17 protein-coding genes are annotated in these 15,948 nt (G+C 70.6%); 10 read left to right on the plus strand and 7 right to left on the minus strand.

Annotation, left to right across the window (positions count from 1 at the left end):
* Positions 1 to 60: 60 nt before the first annotated feature.
* The gene (locus AB0F88_RS43215; RefSeq protein WP_362698104.1) at positions 61 to 1,281 is read right to left on the minus strand and encodes an MFS transporter; all 1,221 of its coding nucleotides are present in this window, start codon (positions 1,279 to 1,281) and stop codon (positions 61 to 63) included.
* A gap of 198 nt (positions 1,282 to 1,479) precedes the next feature.
* Positions 1,480 to 2,325: a helix-turn-helix transcriptional regulator gene (locus tag AB0F88_RS43220; protein ID WP_362698107.1), complete on the minus strand. Its 846-nt coding sequence runs from the start codon at positions 2,323 to 2,325 to the stop codon at positions 1,480 to 1,482.
* Between the two features lie 133 nt (positions 2,326 to 2,458).
* Between AB0F88_RS43220 and AB0F88_RS43225 the strand changes: the two genes are divergently transcribed.
* Positions 2,459 to 2,725: an Atu4866 domain-containing protein gene (locus AB0F88_RS43225; protein ID WP_362698110.1), complete on the plus strand. Its 267-nt coding sequence runs from the start codon at positions 2,459 to 2,461 to the stop codon at positions 2,723 to 2,725.
* Positions 2,722 to 3,456, plus strand: a complete 735-nt coding sequence (locus AB0F88_RS43230; protein ID WP_362698113.1) for an SDR family oxidoreductase — start codon at positions 2,722 to 2,724, stop codon at positions 3,454 to 3,456. The genes AB0F88_RS43225 and AB0F88_RS43230 overlap by 4 nt, the downstream gene beginning before the upstream one ends.
* Before the next feature lie 180 nt (positions 3,457 to 3,636).
* Here AB0F88_RS43230 and AB0F88_RS43235 read toward each other — a convergent pair whose 3' ends face one another.
* Positions 3,637 to 5,070: an MFS transporter gene (locus tag AB0F88_RS43235; protein ID WP_362698116.1), complete on the minus strand. Its 1,434-nt coding sequence runs from the start codon at positions 5,068 to 5,070 to the stop codon at positions 3,637 to 3,639.
* Positions 5,071 to 5,124: 54 nt separating this feature from the next.
* Between AB0F88_RS43235 and AB0F88_RS43240 the strand changes: the two genes are divergently transcribed.
* On the plus strand, positions 5,125 to 6,240 hold the full coding sequence (locus tag AB0F88_RS43240) for a LacI family DNA-binding transcriptional regulator (protein ID WP_362698119.1): 1,116 nt from the start codon (positions 5,125 to 5,127) through the stop codon (positions 6,238 to 6,240).
* Between the two features lie 154 nt (positions 6,241 to 6,394).
* On the opposite strand, the gene AB0F88_RS43245 is transcribed toward AB0F88_RS43240, so the two are convergent.
* Positions 6,395 to 6,700 (minus strand): hypothetical protein, encoded by a 306-nt coding sequence (locus AB0F88_RS43245; RefSeq protein WP_362698122.1) that lies wholly within the window; start codon positions 6,698 to 6,700, stop codon positions 6,395 to 6,397.
* 79 nt (positions 6,701 to 6,779) lie between these two features.
* On the opposite strand from AB0F88_RS43245, the gene AB0F88_RS43250 reads away from it, so the two are divergent.
* From AB0F88_RS43250 to AB0F88_RS43275, 6 genes are all read left to right on the plus strand, one after another.
* Positions 6,780 to 7,049 (plus strand): hypothetical protein, encoded by a 270-nt coding sequence (locus AB0F88_RS43250; RefSeq protein WP_362698125.1) that lies wholly within the window; start codon positions 6,780 to 6,782, stop codon positions 7,047 to 7,049.
* Positions 7,042 to 7,482, plus strand: coding sequence for a hypothetical protein (locus tag AB0F88_RS43255; RefSeq protein ID WP_362698128.1), 441 nt, complete (start codon positions 7,042 to 7,044; stop codon positions 7,480 to 7,482). The genes AB0F88_RS43250 and AB0F88_RS43255 overlap by 8 nt, the downstream gene beginning before the upstream one ends.
* A gap of 827 nt (positions 7,483 to 8,309) precedes the next feature.
* Entirely contained in the window at positions 8,310 to 8,639 is a 330-nt protein-coding gene (locus AB0F88_RS43260; protein ID WP_362698131.1) for a PadR family transcriptional regulator, read from the plus strand.
* Between the two features lie 2 nt (positions 8,640 to 8,641).
* Positions 8,642 to 9,034 carry a DUF1048 domain-containing protein gene (locus AB0F88_RS43265; protein WP_362698134.1) on the plus strand — a complete coding sequence of 131 codons (393 nt, stop codon included), beginning with the start codon at positions 8,642 to 8,644 and terminating at the stop codon, positions 9,032 to 9,034.
* A 23-nt stretch (positions 9,035 to 9,057) separates the two neighbouring features.
* Positions 9,058 to 9,885, plus strand: a complete 828-nt coding sequence (locus AB0F88_RS43270; protein WP_362698137.1) for an ATP-binding cassette domain-containing protein — start codon at positions 9,058 to 9,060, stop codon at positions 9,883 to 9,885.
* Positions 9,882 to 10,643, plus strand: coding sequence for an ABC transporter permease (locus AB0F88_RS43275; RefSeq protein ID WP_362698140.1), 762 nt, complete (start codon positions 9,882 to 9,884; stop codon positions 10,641 to 10,643). Before AB0F88_RS43270 ends, AB0F88_RS43275 begins: the two co-directional genes overlap by 4 nt.
* A gap of 321 nt (positions 10,644 to 10,964) precedes the next feature.
* On the opposite strand, the gene AB0F88_RS43280 is transcribed toward AB0F88_RS43275, so the two are convergent.
* The gene (locus tag AB0F88_RS43280; protein WP_362698143.1) at positions 10,965 to 13,022 is read right to left on the minus strand and encodes a hypothetical protein; all 2,058 of its coding nucleotides are present in this window, start codon (positions 13,020 to 13,022) and stop codon (positions 10,965 to 10,967) included.
* A 341-nt stretch (positions 13,023 to 13,363) separates the two neighbouring features.
* Between AB0F88_RS43280 and AB0F88_RS43285 the strand changes: the two genes are divergently transcribed.
* On the plus strand, positions 13,364 to 14,317 hold the full coding sequence (locus tag AB0F88_RS43285; protein ID WP_362698146.1) for an alpha/beta hydrolase: 954 nt from the start codon (positions 13,364 to 13,366) through the stop codon (positions 14,315 to 14,317).
* Here the strand turns inward: AB0F88_RS43285 and AB0F88_RS43290 are convergent.
* A complete protein-coding gene (locus AB0F88_RS43290) occupies positions 14,292 to 14,807 on the minus strand; it encodes a hypothetical protein (RefSeq protein ID WP_362698149.1) in 516 nt (171 codons plus the stop codon). The two genes, AB0F88_RS43285 and AB0F88_RS43290, sit on opposite strands and share 26 nt — an antisense overlap.
* A gap of 273 nt (positions 14,808 to 15,080) precedes the next feature.
* Positions 15,081 to 15,824, minus strand: coding sequence for an antibiotic biosynthesis monooxygenase (locus AB0F88_RS43295; RefSeq protein ID WP_362698152.1), 744 nt, complete (start codon positions 15,822 to 15,824; stop codon positions 15,081 to 15,083).
* Between the last annotated feature and the right edge of the window lie 124 nt (positions 15,825 to 15,948).

The following is a 15,948-nucleotide window of genomic DNA, read 5'->3' on the forward strand; positions in this document are numbered from 1 at the left end:
TACCGCCCCGGCAGGTCGGTGACACGGCTGACGGGTGGTCGGCCTCCCGGCCCGGTGTTCTCAGCCCGTGGCGACCAGGTCGCGTGCCGGGGCGCGGTCGGCCCCCGGCCGCAGGCGGCGCAGGAAGACCAGCACGAGCAGGGCGGCCAGGCCGGTGGTGACCGGGGGGACGAGGAAGGCGAACGCCGCGCCGAAGCGGTCCACGAGCTGGCCCGCGACGGCCGCGCCCGCGGCGATGCCCACGCCGACGGAGCCGTTGAGCCAGGTGAACGCCTCGGTCCTCACCTCGGCCGGGATGAGGCCCTCGACCAGGGTGTAGCCGGTGATGACGGCCGGGGCGATGACGAACCCGGCCACGGCGGCTCCGGCGTACAGCAGCGGGACCGATCCGGCGAGCGTCAGGGTGACGGTGGCCGCGGAGAGCAGGCCGAAGGCTGCGACCAGCCTGGCCGGGGCGCCGACCCGCCAGCGGACCACGCCGTAGAGGATGCCCCCGACGAAACTGGCGCCGGAGAAGCTGGCGTAGACCGGTCCGGCGGCGCCGGCCTGGCCGAGGGCCGCGGTGTAGGAGGTGACGCCGACCTGCAGGCTGCCGAAGACGGTGCCGAGGGCGACGAAGGCCAGCGCGAGCACGGCCACCCCGCGCAACCGCAGCACACCGCGCTGGGAACGGACCCGGACCGGCATCGGTTCGGGCGCGCCCCTGCGGACCCCGGCGAACGCGAGCGTCCCCACCACGACCATGACCAGCGCCACCGACAGCGCCCACACCGGTGAGAACCCGGTCGAGATGGCCACGAGCAGCACCGGGGCGAGGGTGAAGGTCAGCTCGTCGGTGATGGATTCGAGGGCGAAGGCCGTGTCCAGCCTGCCCGACCCGCCGAGCACGTGCGCCCAGCGGGCGCGGACCATCGAGCCGACCTGCGGCATCGTCGCCCCGGCCAGCGCCGAGACGGCCACCAGCGAGACCGCGGAGGCGTGTGCCGAGGCGAGCACGAGCAGGGTGCCCAGCGCGACGGCGTGCACGGCGACCTGCGGGACCAGCACCCTCGCCTGCCCGTACCGGTCGGCGAGCCGCCCGGTCCTCGGGCCGACCAGCGCGGGTGCCACCGCGGCCACGGCGGCGGCGACCCCGGCCGCGCCGTACGAGCCGGTGGACCAGTGCACGAGCAGCAGCACGCCGAGCTGGAGCATCGCGTTCGGAAGGCGCGCGACGAAGGCGGGAAGCAGGAAGCGCCAGGCTCCGGGCGAGCCGAGCACGGCGACGTACGAGGTCAACATCTCTCCGTCCATCATCCAGACGGAGACTCCGCCCGGTTCGGGAGCCCACCGGGGTGGCGGGCTTCGACCGGGGTTGATACCGCTTTCGCGGCCGCCGAGCGGTCATCGTGTGCGTCCATCCTGAACGCACCGACGAGCTACCTTATGCCACGAACCGCCGTCGTCCGAATCCGGCCTCTCTCCGGCCGAGACCGCGGGTCAATCGGCCGAACGCCCCAGGGTCTGTCGCCGGGAGGCGCCGATGCTGCCGAGCAGGGTGAGCGCCTGGGCGCTGGGACTACCGGGTTCTGCGTGGTAGATGATCAGCTGCTGGCCGGGCGCGTCGCGCACGTCGAAGGCCTGATAGGTAAGGACCAAGGGGCCGACGTCCGGGTGCATGAGGTGTTTCGCGTCCCGGGTCTTGCCCCGCACGTCGTGCGCGCTCCACAGGGTCGCGAACTCGCCGCTCCGCTCGGTCAGGGTCCGTACGAGCTCGCGGAGCCGGGGATGCCCGGGGTCGAAGCCGGCCGCCTGCCTCAGATTGGCCACGGTGACCTGGGCGGCCCAGTTCCAGCGGGTGTAGAAGTGCCGCCCGGCGGGGTCGAGGAAGGCCATCCGGGCCAGGTTGTCGGCGGGCTCGAAGGGTGAGAACAGAGCGTCGGCCAGCACGTTGGCGGCGAGGATGTCCAGGGTGCGGTTGATGACGAACGCGGGAGTGTTCGGGTAGCCGTCCATCAGCTGGCGCAGTGCGGGACTGACCGCGTCCAGGATCTGCCCTGGCCGCTCATCCGGCGCGGCGCCCGCCAGCCGGTACAGGTGCGCGCGGGCGTCGACGTCCAGGTGCAGGGCACGGCTGAGCGCGTCGAGCACCTGGGGGGAGGGATGGCGTTCGCGTCCCTGTTCCAGGCGGGTGTAGTAGTCGGCGTTCATGCCGGCCAGAACGGCGACCTCCTCGCGCCGCAGTCCGGCGACCCTGCGGACCCCGTAGGTCGCCATGCCGACGTCTTCTGGCCGCAGGCCCGAACGGCGTGCGCGCAGAAAGTCTCCCAGCTCATTGTTGGCCATATCTCCAGGCTAGGCGGGTGGACAGCGGCCTGCCCGGGTGTGTCGCACCCAGGCGGTGAGCGTCCTGGTTGACGGTCCGCACTCAGCCCAGACTCGGTGACGAAGGACAGATCACCATGTGAGGGAGAAGAGCATGACGAGAACCACCGATGACGGGAAGGTGGACGTGGCCGGCATGTGGGTGACCGCGGACGGCCACATCCGCCAGGAGCTGCGAGCGGACGGCCGGTACGACGAGGCACGCGGCGGTCGGCGCAGCGCGTACACCGGCCGGTACACGGTGACCGGCAGCCATCTGGACTACGTCGACGACACCGGGTTCACCGCCACGGGTGACATCCGCGACGGCGTGCTCTACCACGAGCACCTCGTGCTGTACCGGGAGAAGGAGCAGGCATGAGGGCATCGGCCAAGATCATCGCGATCACCGGGGCGAGCAGCGGGATCGGCGAGGCGACCGCGCTCCGCCTGGCCGCCGACGGCCATCACCTCCTCCTCGGCGCGCGGCGTACGGACCGGCTGGAACAGTTGACGGCGAAGATCATCGCCGACGGTGGCAGCGCCTCGTTCCGGCGGCTGGACGTCACCGAAGCCGCTGACGTGCGGACCTTCGTGGCCGCCGCGCGGGAGCGGTACGGGCGTCTGGACGTGATGGTCAACAACGCCGGCGTGATGCCGCTGTCACCACTCGCGGAACTGAAGGTCGACGAGTGGGACCGGATGATCGACGTGAACGTCCGCGGGGTACTGCACGGCATCGCCGCCGCCCTGCCGGTCATGCGGGAGCAGGGCGGCGGGCACTTCGTGAACATCGCCTCGGTCGGCGCCTACGAGGTGTCGCCGACCGCCGCGGTGTACTGCGCCACCAAGTTCGCGGTGCGCGCGATCTCCGAGGGGCTGCGCCAGGAGTCCGCGGGCGACATCCGGGTAAGCGTCGTCTCCCCCGGCGTCACCGAGTCCGAGCTGGCCGACTCCATCTCGGACCCGGTGGCCCGCGAGGCCATGAAGACCTACCGGTCGGTGACCATCCCGGCCGAGGCGATCGCGGACGCCATCGCCTTCGCGATCGGCCGACCCCCCGAGGTCGACGTCAACGAGATCGTGATACGCCCGGCCGCCGGCGCCCAGTGACGGCGTCATGCCGGAGCCTGATCCGGAAACGGGCGACCAGGCTCCGGCGGGCGGACGACCGGATGGGGTGCACGACAGCGCCGGAGCAGAACTTCTGAGCGCCATCCGACACCTCGAAATCTCGGCAGATCGAAAGGCAACCCTTCGGCAGATCGAAAGCCGGCAGGGGCCAGATGGGCGTCATGAGGTTCGACCGCTGATCTTCTCCGCATGGTGAAGGTCACCGCGGTCCCACGGGGAGCCCGTGCGGACGGCCGATCGCAGTGCGGGCCAGGACAGGGCCGCGAGGGCGGCGGCGAGGGCGGCGACGGCCACCATCGCCCCCGGCAGGCCGGTCGCCTCGGCCCAGCCCCCGACGTAGACAGGACCGGCGAGGAATCCCAGGTAGGCCACGGTGGTCACCACGGACGTCGCCCTCCCCCTCGCCGCCTCGCCCACGTGTGCCGCGACGACACCCATCAGCATGGGAAAGAGCACCGCCGTGCCGGCGGCGGCCAGGGCCAGTCCCAGCAGGACCGCCGGGACGGCCGTCGCGACGGACACCAGCGCGGTCCCGGCCGCGGCCGTCGCGGCGCCGCAGACGAGCACGGTCGCGGCGTGCCGGGAGCCGACCGCGCCGGCCGCGAAGCGGGTGAGGGCGACGACGGCGGCGAAGACCGCCGGACCTGCCGCGGCGAGCGCGGGACCCGCGCCGGTCACGTCGGCCAGGTAGACCGCGCCCCAGCTCTGGTGGGCGTTCTCCACCGCGAAGGCGAGCGCGCCCAGGCCGCCGACCACGAGCAACGGGAACGGGCGCACGGCGTGTCCCTGCTGTCCCCTGCGCCCTCGGCGCCCCCGCCGCTCGCCACCCCGGGCGGCCCCCGCCGCGTCCGGGACGGTCCCCTCGGTGACCGGGACGGCTCTTACCGATTCCGGAACGGTCCCCTCGACCGGGGCGGCCCTTGCCGGTTCCGGAACGGTTCTCCCAGCGGCCAGGGGAACCCTCGTCGCGTCCGGGACGGTCCTCCCGATGGCCGAGGCGGCCCACCCGTCGGTCACGACGCCGAGGGCCGAGGCGGCTCGCCGGTCGGCCGACACGCCGAGGGCCGCGCCGGCCGCCGCGCCGGCGACCAGCAGGAACGGCACGACGACCGGCAGGCCCAACCCGCCGAGCAGCAGCCCTGCGGAGAGGCTGCCGGCCACCACCATGGCGGAGAAGGTGCCGTGCGCGCGGGTGATGACCGGCCGGCCGGACGTCCGCTCCGCCGAGGCCGCCGCCGAGTTGATCGCGACGTCGGCCGCCCCCGAGGAGGCGCCGAGCAGCGCCAGCCCCGCCGACAGGCTCCAGAAGTCGCGCCCCGCCACGGCCACCAGCGTCCCCACCGCGCCGAGCGTCACCAGCAGGAACGCGGCCACCCGGAGCCCCCAGCGGTCGACCGCCCTGCCGGTGACGAGCATCGCGGGCAGCGCCCCCGCCCCGACGAACAGCAGCGCCGTGCCCAGCTGCCCGTCACTCAGCTCCGCCTGAGCACGGATCGCGGGCACCGAGGCACCCCACACTCCCCAGAAAGCACCGAACGCGGCGAACCCCATATAAGCGGTACGCGCCCGGACTCCGCCTATTCCTCCTGACATGTGTGTAACGATACACAAATCAGCTGTGTATCGATACACAGCTATCCTCGGCCCATGAGCGGACGGGCGGCGCGACGCCGGGTGACCATGGCCGAGGTCGCCCGCGCGGCAGGGGTGTCGGTGATGACCGTCTCGTACGCCTACGGCCGGCCCGGCCGGGTCTCCGACGAGGCGCGGGCCAAGGTCCGCGAGGCCGCCGAGCGTCTCGGCTACCCGGGCCCGCACCCCGGCGCGCGCTCGCTGCGCAGCGGCCGGACCGGCAACCTGGGCGTCGTCCTGGGCGAGCACCTCACCTACGCCTTCGACGACCCGCAGGCGACCCGCTTCCTGTCCGGCGTCGCGCAGGTCTGCGCCGACCACGGCATGGCGCTCACGCTCGTCCCCGTCACCGGAAGCCCCTCCGACGTCGACCGGGTCACCGAGGCGGCCGTCGACGCCTTCGTGGTCTGGACGACCGCCGACGACGACCCCGTCATCGACGCCATCTCCGCCACCGGCCTGCCCGCAGTGGTCCACGGGGGCCCGCGCCGCGACGGCCTCTCCTTCGTCGCCGCCGACGACCGCGCCGCGGCGGCGGCCGTCGGCCGCGAGGTCTTCGCGGGGGCGCGGCGGCCCGGGGTGCTGAGCTTCCCCCTCGACCGCGCGAGGCTGTCCGGCGTCACCTCCGGCGCCCCCCTGGACGACGCCGCGCCCGCCGGGTCCGGCACCCTGCCTCCGGGCGGGATCGATCCGGACGCCTCGACCTTCCGGGTCACCCGCCGGCGCCTGCGCGGCTACCGCGACGCCTGGGCCGAGACCGGCGGCGAATGGTCGTGGGTCCGCGTGGCCGTCTGCTCCACCAACAGCGCGCGGGAGGCCGAGACACTCGCGGCCGAGCTGCTCACCGGCCCGCACGCCTGCGACGCGATCGCCGCCATGGGCGACGAGCTGGCCCTCGGCGTCCTGCGCGCCGCCACCCGCCTGGGCCTGACCGTGCCTGGCGACCTCACCCTCAGCGGCTGGGACGACTCCGACGCCGCCGCCCCCGCCGGGCTCACCACGATCGCCCAGTCCCTCCGCGACCAGGGCGCCCGCTGCGCCCGCATCGCCCTCGGCCACCCCACCCCGGCCGACCGGGACACCGAGGTCACCTGGCATCTCGTCAGCCGTACCTCCACTCTGCGTCCTTGAGAAAGCGGACTTTCCTACCCGGACGGCTCGGGAAATACGGATTCTCTGCAGTAATGGTGCGCAGGCAGCGTGTAAGTAGGATCAGTTTTCCTATTTTCAGACCTTCCCGCCTCTTGCCCTACACTCTCCCAACTCGGAAATACCCCAACGATTCCTAGGATGGAGTGTCGCCATGGGCGAACACGCCGCCAACAGACAGCAGGGCAAGATCAGCGAGATCGGGCACGGCAACATCGCCCACAACCCTGTGCCGGGCGGGGCGACCGTCAAGGAGATCCGCCGGATCGCGAGCATCTTCTTCGCGGGCCTTGAGCGTCTGCGCTTCGGTGACGCCTCGGCCGAAGCCTGTATGGCCGGCCGTGCCACGCTCGCCGCCCGAACACTTGAAGCACCAAACCGGACGCCTCGTCGATTCAGCCTGGTTACTCTTGGCCATAAAGCCAGCTCGCAAACGTTTCACCCCGGTCTCCGGACCGGTCTCATCGCGGCCGGCGGGGTTTCTCCTGCCCAGCCAACACCATTTGAGTATGATGACGAGTATGAGCGGAGAGAAGAAGGAACGAATCACGATCACCGTCGACCCCGACGTCGCTAGATACGCCGAACACCTGGTTGCCACCGGCAAAGCAACCAGCGTCGCCGCCGTCTTCAACGACTCCGTCGCCGCCAAGCGCATCGCCGACCAGCACGGCCTAGCCCTCCTGCGGGAACGCGCCCGCAGCGCCGACCCCGACCGGGTGGCGCGCATGCGGCGGCACGTGAACCTCCAACTCGCCGAGCAGGGGTTCCCGGCGGCGCCCGGTGAGTGACTTCACCCCCACCCCCTACATCCTCGACTCCAGCGTCCTCGTCGATGTCGCCCGCGGTGACGCCGATCTGATCGGCTTCCTGCAGGACTTCGACCGGGCAGGTCACTCCCTGGTCATCCCGTCCCTCGCGGTGGCCGGCGCCTTGCTCGACAGCCAGGGCCTCCCGGACGCACAGGCGCTCCTCACCGGCCTGGCCGCGTTCGAACGCACCACCGTTGCTCCGCTTGACGGCATCCCCCAGGCCGCGAAACTCGCCGCCATGGTAAATCTCATGTCGTCAACCGAGCTCAACTCATTCGACGCCCACGCGGCCGCGATCGCCGACGTGGCGATCTGCCCGATCCTCACGCTCAAAGCCTCCAAGTGGGCGTGGCTGTCGAACACCCTGGACGCGCCGCTGCACATCATCGAGATCGCTGACCCAGACCAGTGAGAACGCCTCTCACGATCGAGCACTCCGTCGCCTTCACCAGCACGAACGGCAAGCACGGGCTCCAGACCGGTCTCCTTGCGGGTTACTGAGGGAGTTCTTCTGCCAGATGAACTGAGCCAAGTTTCACTCCGGTCTCCGGACCGATCTCATTGCGGCCGGTGTTTCAGCTCGCCCAGACGACTCTCCATCGCCTGATTCACTCCAGTCTTCGAACCTGATCTCGTTGCAGCAACGCAACGGTTAGAACGACTCCGACACCGCTTCCGCCGGTCTCACCACCGTCGCCCAGGCCCTTCGCGACCAGGGCGCCCGCTGCGCCCGTACCGCCCTCGGCCACCCCACCCCCGCCGACCGGGACGACGAGGTCGCCTGGCGCCTGGTCGGCCGCGAATCCACCCGGCGCCCCCGAAGGGACCGGCGACGAAGGCCACCTCGGGTGGCACTCCAGGCCGGCGGAGGTCCCGGCGACGATCGGATCTGACGCGGTGCCGCGTCAGCGGCCGTGTCAGCACGGCGACGGCCCGGTGTCAGGGCGGTCGGCGACGGTGGACACCATGAAGTTCAGTGATCGCGCCGCTCGCGGCCGTGCTCGTGGTCGCCGGTGCTCCCGTCGTGTCCGCGCCGGCCAGGCCGGGGATCGCGGCCTCCGAGGGGCCGACGCAACCCCTTCTCTCCTGAGAGGCGGCAGGCCCGCTCGCGAGGAGCGATCAGGTCACACGCTCGCGGTCCGATCTCACGTCTCAGCTATTTAGTGTTGCTATGTACTAGTAGTCAGTGTTACTTTGTACCAGTAGTCAGCGACATTAAGTAGCTGAAGGGGGTGTCCCATGAGCAAGCAGCTGACGGAGATGCTCAAGGGAACGCTGGAGGGCATCGTCCTCGCGATCTTGTCCGGCCGGCCCGCGTACGGCTACGAGATCACGGCGTGGTTGCGGGACCAGGGCTTCTCCGACATCGCCGAGGGCACCGTCTACGCGCTGCTCGTCAGGATCGAGCGGCGCGGTCTCGTCGACGTGGAGAAGGTCCCGTCCGAGAAGGGGCCGCCGCGCAAGGTGTACTCCCTGAACGCTCAGGGACGTGAATACCTCGAAGAGTTCTGGAGGAACTGGAGCTTCCTCGCAGAACGGCTCGAACAGCTCCACGAAGGAGGCAACTAGACATGGAAACAGGGTCGAACGAGCCGAAGAGCCGTTACCGGCAGTACCTGGAGGTGGTCACAGGGCCGCTCGAGGACAAGAAGCGCTACCGGCAGTACAAGGCGCGCGTCAGGCAGCTTCCCGAGGACTATCGCGCGGCGGTCGAGGCGCTGGAGCGGTACCTGATGTATTTCGGGCCGGGGGACAGCGCCGACGCGACCGCGATGTACGACGACCTCGCCGACCTGTTCGAACAGAGCGTGGCGAGCGGAACCCCGATCCGCGAAGTCGTCGGGGAGAACCCCGTGGAGTTCGTCGAGGCGTTCCTCCAGAACTACCCGGGGGGCCAGTGGATCAACCGGGAGCGGGAACGGCTGACCAAGGCCATCGATCGCGTCACGGGCGACAAGCCGTGACCAGGCAGAGAACGGATGTACGGATGACAACCGATCAGGTCCAGGGGCCCGCGATCCACGTGCGGGGCCTGGAGAAGTCGTACAAGGAGCTGCGCGTGCTGCGCGGCGTGGACTTCGAGGTGGCGCGGGGCAGCATCTTCGCCCTGCTCGGCTCGAACGGGGCGGGCAAGACCACGGCGGTGAGAATCCTGTCCACGCTGCTCAAGGCCGACGCGGGGACCGCCCGGGTCAACGGTTTCGACGTCGCCACGCAGGCGGCGGACGTGCGCGAGTCCATCAGCCTCACCGGGCAGTTCGCGGCGGTCGACGAGATCCTGAGCGGGCGGGAGAACCTCGTGCTCGTCGCCCGGCTGCGGCACCTCAAGGATCCGGGCAGGATCGCCGACGACCTGCTCGCCCGTTTCTCGCTCACCGACGCGGGCGCGCGGAAGGCGTCGACGTACTCGGGCGGCATGCGCCGCCGCCTCGACATCGCGATGAGCCTCATCGGGAACCCGCCGATCATCTTCCTCGACGAGCCGACGACCGGGCTCGACCCCCAGGCGCGCATCGAGGTGTGGCAGGCCGTCAGGGAACTCGCCGCCCAGGGTACGACGGTGCTGCTCACCACGCAGTATCTGGACGAGGCCGAACAACTCGCCGACCGGATCGCGATCCTCCACGAGGGCCGGGTCATCGTGAACGGCACCCTCACCGAACTCAAGCAACTGCTCCCGCCCGCCAAGGTCGAGTACGTCGAGAAGCAGCCGACCCTCGAGGACGTCTTCCTCTCGCTCGTCGGCGCCGACGGCAAGGGCGCGACACCGACGACGACCGCAACGCCGGCACCGACGAGTAAGGGACAACGATGAACAGGCATTTCCTCGGCGACACCGCCGTCCTGCTGGGACGATCCCTGCGCCACATCGCGCGCAGCCCGGACACCATCATCACGACCGCGATCATGCCGATCGCCATGATGCTGATGTTCGTCTACGTGTTCGGCGGCGCGATCAGAACGGGGTCGGATTCGTATGTGAACTACATGCTGCCCGGCATCCTGCTCATCACGGTCGCCTCGGGCATCGCCTACACCGCGTTCCGGCTGTTCATGGACATGAAGGGCGGGATCTTCGAGCGCTTCCAGTCCATGCCGATCGCACGCTCGTCGGTGCTGTGGGCGCACGTGCTGACCTCGCTGGTCGCCAACGTGATCTCGCTCGTGGTGGTCGTGCTCGTCGCCCTGCTCATGGGCTTCCGCTCGGCGGCGGGAGTGCCGGCGTGGCTCGCGGTCGCGGGCATCCTGATCCTGTTCACCCTGGCGCTGACGTGGATCGCCGTCATCCCCGGCCTGTCCGCCAAGACCATGGAGGGCGCGAGCGCGTTCTCCTACCCGCTCATCTTCCTGCCGTTCCTCAGCTCGGCGTTCGTGCCCACCGACACCATGCCCGGCCCGGTGCGCTTCTTCGCCGAGCACCAGCCGGTGACCTCCATCGTCAACGCCATCCGCGACCTGTTCACCCAGCAGCCGGTCGGCACCGACATCTGGATCGCCCTCGGCTGGTGCGCCGGCATCCTCGTCGTCGCCTACGTCTTCGCCATGAACACCTACCGCCGCAAGATCTCCTAGGGCCGTGCCGATCGAGTCCGTCCTGATCCGGATCGACGTGGCGGACAGGCGGACCGCGACGCGGTCGCCGGGACGGAGAACAACACATCCCCTGATCGGCTCGCGCCGCCGGTCGAAGGGTTCCGGAAAATCCGCGAGAGATGAGCGCCGAGCCGTCAGCGGACCACCTGCGGCACGCGCGGCAGCTGAGGGGTCTCGCCCTGATCCTGTCGGCGACCGGGCTCGACACCACCTCGAACACGCCGGCCTCGGGCGTCTTCGCCCTGCCGCGCCGAGCTGCAGACCGCCTTCCCCGCATGGGCGAGCCCGGCTCCGGCGGCGTCAGCGCCCCGCGGGAACCGGCCCGCCGGATTGCCGCCGGACCAGATGCTCCTGCAACTCGGCGTGGCGGAACTGGTAGAAGGGGCCGGCCGCGCGCAGCAGTCCGCGCCGGTGCAGGTCGTTCAGAAGCCGTGCCAGCCGCAGGGGTCCCCGGCCCAGCAGGGCCAGGTGCCCCTGGAAGATCACCGATCTGAGCCAGGTGTCCCGCCGCCGGGCCATGAAACCGAAGCCGAAGGCGAAAACGACGACGATCAGTTTGTCGTTGACCGGGGACGACAGCCCGCGCTGCCCGTCCACAAAGGCGAACAGTTCGACCGCGAAGGTGAGGGCCGTGCCGAGAATCACGCCGTTCACGAGGTGCAGGCCGGTCAGCGCCCGGTTCACCCGCCATGTGGAGGCGGGCGTCACGGCGGCGGTGAACACCGGGGGCCGCTCGTCCGGTGCGGTGGAATGAGCCTGTATCACCCGGAGCGTGATCCAGTTGAGCCCGGCGACGCACACGAGGGTCGCCAGGCCCATCATGGGGCCGTCCGACCACCACATGTACGCGACCACCGGCAGCCCGAGCGGCATTCCCACCATCATCAGCGGGCTGTTCGCCCCGATCATGCGGATGAAGTCGAGCAGCCGGCGGCGTGCCCGCAGCGGGGCGAAGTCCGGCGCGTCGGTGGCGGGCTGCCTGGGCATGCTCACGCCCAGGCAGAAACCCAGACCGAGCATCAGCCCGAATCCGGTGTCGTGGAGCATGCCGCCCATGGCCGCCGCGGGCAGGCTGAGCACGGCCCCGGCCAGGATTCCGACCCATTCGGAGACCAAGGAGCGGCCCTTGCCGGGGAAGACGTAGTCGATCATCCGCCACCAGGCCAGGTCCTGTGTCCCGTTCCTGGCCAGCAGACCGGCCAGCCAGGTGAGCCGCTCGGCGCCCCGGGCGGCGGGCCCGCCGCTCAGCCGGGACTCGACGAGACCGTCCAGCAGGTGGGCCCGCAGCGCCTCGCTCTCCTCGTCCCGCACGCTCAGCAGCGGAGCGGGGTCGGCGTCCCGATCGACGTAGACGACCTTGACCAGCCAGAGCCCCCAGGCCGCGGAGGTGACGTACGCCAGAGCGGGGGCCTTTCCCTCCCGCAGCGCGTCCAGCGCCTTCGCCCACGCCGGGGAGGGCTCCGTCGGCATGCACGCGTCCAGGTACGCCGCGGCGACCTCCCGGTCCAGGTTCTTCGGCGCGATGACGGTCGCCCATTTGAGCGCCCGGGTCGCGCCCACGGCGTCCTTGTACGCCCTGCTGCGCGAGGTGACGATCACTTGGTCACGGTCGCCCAGAGCGCCCGAGAGCTCGCGCAGCGTCCCGGCGCGGGCGTCCTCGGGCAGTTCGTCCAGCCCGTCGAGCACGGTCAGGAAGTGCCCGTGGCCGACCAGCAGGTCGGTCCCGTCAGCGCCTTTCCCCATCCCGCGCAACGCCGCGTAGTCCGCACGCACGCGCGAGGCCACCCAGTCATGAAAACGCGGGTGCGTCTTGACGTCCCATTCGGCGATGGGCAACAGCACGGGGACGGGCTCGTCGGCGGTGCGGGTCTCGATCAGGTGCAACAGCAGCTCGATGGCCAGCGTGGTCTTGCCCGTCCCCGGCCCGCCCGTGATCACCAGTCGGTGGCGTGGCAGTCCGCGGAAGAAGGCGGCCAGCCCGGCGACCTCGTCCGAGCGCAGACAAGGCTCGGACCGGCGCGGCTGCCTGCCGAGCCTGGGGCGGAGCGTCACACTCCAGGAGACCGGGATCAGCGCGTCCCCCTGCCGCCGCGCCACCGCCTCCTCCGCCCACTGGCGGGCCACCAGCTCGGCCAGGTGGGCCTTCGCTTCGGAGAGCGTCGGGGTGGGGGCGGTGGCCAGGGTGAGTCGGTGGCCCAGCCAGTAGCTGAGTGCCATCAGCCCGCAGGCGATCGCGATCCACTGCGGGCTCCAAGCCCCGTCGTTGAGCACCTGGTTCAGGGCCACCGCCAATGCTGCGCCGATGAACGTGGAGGCCGCCAACAGGAATCGAGGACTCGATAAGCCTCTGCTGCGCATGGCGGATCATGTTAGCGCGCGACGATCGGGCCGACCATGCGCGAGCCCGCCTCATCAAGGTCCGCCTGACAATTCGAATCGGAAATGACCGCCTGGGTACCGCACCGCCGCAGATGCCCACGGATCTTCTTGGAGGAGTGGCCCCTGTCTCCCACCGGGCGATCGGGGCGGGGGCGGTGACGTTCGTGGCGATCCCGGCCACCGCGCCGAATCCCGAAGGTCACCCGAGGCCGCACGGCCATCGGAAACCGAAAGACAATTACCATTATACCACGAATTACCGCCAATAGCACATTAATTGCAATTTGCTCCAGATAAGAGAAATCGATAAATTCACGCCCGTGAAGGCGAACGAAGAGAAGTTTGTCGCGTCCGGAAATGTGCGGCTGTGGACGGAACGGTTCGGCGATCCGCGAGATCCAGCGGTGCTGCTCGTCATGGGCACCTCCACGATGGGAATGGGCTGGCCGGACGAACTGGTGGAGGTCCTCCTCGACGGCGGGCTGCACGTGATCCGCTTCGACCATCGCGACACCGGGCGGTCCGACCGCGTGGACTTCGCCACGCACCCCTACACGCTGGCGGACATGGCCGGCGACGCGACGGCCGTGCTGGACGGGCACGGGGTGGCCGCGGCGCACGTCGTGGGAGCCTCCCTCGGCGGCGCGATCGGGCAGTGGCTGGCGGTGCACCGCCCCGAGCGCGTGCTCACCCTTACCGCGATCATGACGGGCCCGATGGGCCACAGCGCGGGGCCCGCCTTCGCCCGGGCCCTCGCCGGGCAGGATCCCGACCCCGACGACCTGCCGCCGCCCGCGCCGCGGTTCCTCCGGCACCTCGTCCGGACGGCGACCTCGTCCCCGGCCAACCGCGAGGAGCACATCGCGGCCGGCCTGGAGACCTTTCGCGTGCTGAACGGCGATGCCCTGCCCTTCGACGAGCGGGCCGCACGACGGCTCGTCGAGGCCGCGAGCGAGCTGGGCGGCGACCCGCGCGCCGCGGCCAATCACGACCTGGCCGGGAAGGCGATGACCGAGGACAGGCTCGCGCCGCTCTCCGCCGTCACCGCGCCGACGCTGGTCGTGCACGGTACCGAGGACCCCCTCCGCCCGCTGCCGCACGGCGAGGCGGTCGCCGCGCAGATCCCGCACGCGCGCCTGGTGACCGTGCCCGGCATGGGGCACGGCTTCTTCTCCCCCATGCTGCCCCGCCGGGTCGGCGAGATCATCCGCGATCACGTCTCCCTCGCCGGGCGCGGGGAGCGGGAGGTCAGCTCACGCAGTCCTGGGTCTTGAGGCCGAGCCCGAGTTCCTCGATCTTCTCCCGCCGGTTGACGCCGAAGTAGTAGTACGCCTTGCGGTTGCCCGGAACGGTGACGTAGTAGCCGCTCTCCCGCTCCTTGACGGCCGGGTAGGCCTTCCTGATCTGGCGGAGGGTGGAGCCGAGGCCGATGCCCCGGGGAGTGCGCGCCCCGGCCGGTGCGAAGATGACCGCGACACCGCGCCTCTTGGAGATGTAGAGCCCGCCCTCGTCGCGGTGGGCCTTGTAGCTCCAGTTGGAGCAGTCGCCGCCGAACTTGAGCACGATCTTGCCGGTGGCCCTGGCCTGCCTGGCGGTCATCCCCAGCTTGACGCCGCCGTAGCCGTACGGGCCGAAGGTGCCCGGCGCGACGATCGCCGCCGGAGCCTGCGCGACGGCGACGGCTCCCGCCGGGTTCGCGATCGTCAGCGCCGGGCTCACGGCCACCAGTGCCGCCGCCGCCAGTCGAGTCATCCGCATCGGCATCGATCGCCCCGTTCCTTGAGCCGCTTCCGGCATCGCTCTCTGCTGCCGCCCACCGGCGGAACGTGCCGCCGGGGTCGGGACGCGCTCATCGGCTGAGCGGGTCGCGCGCCGCAGCACATGGTGTCATGGACCCCGTCGCCGTATATGACCAATGACGCCAGTTATCGGGGTATATGTCGACGAGGCACCCTCTTTCGCCGAGAGGCACCGGCGTGGAGCCCTCCGCGACCGGGGACCGCCTTCGGCCCCGCGCCGTTCGGCGCGGAGCCGGGGTCACGGCCGGTACGGCGGGGCGACTCCCCAGCCCCAGCGCGGGACCGGCGCCTGCGAGGGCGGGGTGGCGCCCGGCTGGGAGTTCTGTACCGCGAGGCGGGTGCCCCACTCGATGTATCCGGCGAACGCCGCCCGGAACTCGGGGTCGGCGGGGAGTCCCACCTCGTCGGCCGCGTCCGTCAACAGGCTCACCCACCTGCGGCGCTGCCGCTCGGTGAGGTGCTTGCCGAGATGCTGGGAGAGCATGTGCGCATAGCCCCCGCGCTCGCGGGTGTAGCGGTCGGGGCCGCCGAAGACCTCCGCCAGCCACAGCGCGACGTACCGCGGATGGTCCGGATCCATGTGCGCGAACAGCGGGCCGATCACCTCGTCCTCGCGCACGTGGCCGTAGAACGTCTCGGTCAGCCGCTCGAACGCCGTCGCGCCGCCCGCCCAGTCGAACAGCGTCGGCTCGGTCTTGCCGAGCACCGGCTCGTAGTGCCGCATCTCCTCGATGTCCGCGACGTACGGCTTTATCTCGGCGAAGAACTCCGTGAAGTGCTCGCTGTCGCGGAAGCCCTCCAGGTGACCCTTGGCGGAGGTCCAGACGATGCGCAGGATGTAGGCGCCCGGCTCGTCGGCACATCTCGACAGCTCGTAGTCCAGGCACTGGGGCGCCCTGCCCAACGGCACCGCCGCCCGGCGGTAGGCGGCCTCGAACTCCTCGGCCCGGGGGACGCGGTAACGGATGTACTCAACGATCATCGTTTCCACTTTCGAGTGATCAAGTAAGTATGTAATCATCCTATGCGGCCGACGATCTCGGCCGGAAGGGTCAATATCCACTTCGCCTCGCCCGGAGCCTGTCGCGGGCGGCTATGGTGCGCCG

This window comes from Streptosporangium sp. NPDC023963, from assembly GCF_040639135.1.
GTDB lineage: Bacteria > Actinomycetota > Actinomycetes > Streptosporangiales > Streptosporangiaceae > Streptosporangium.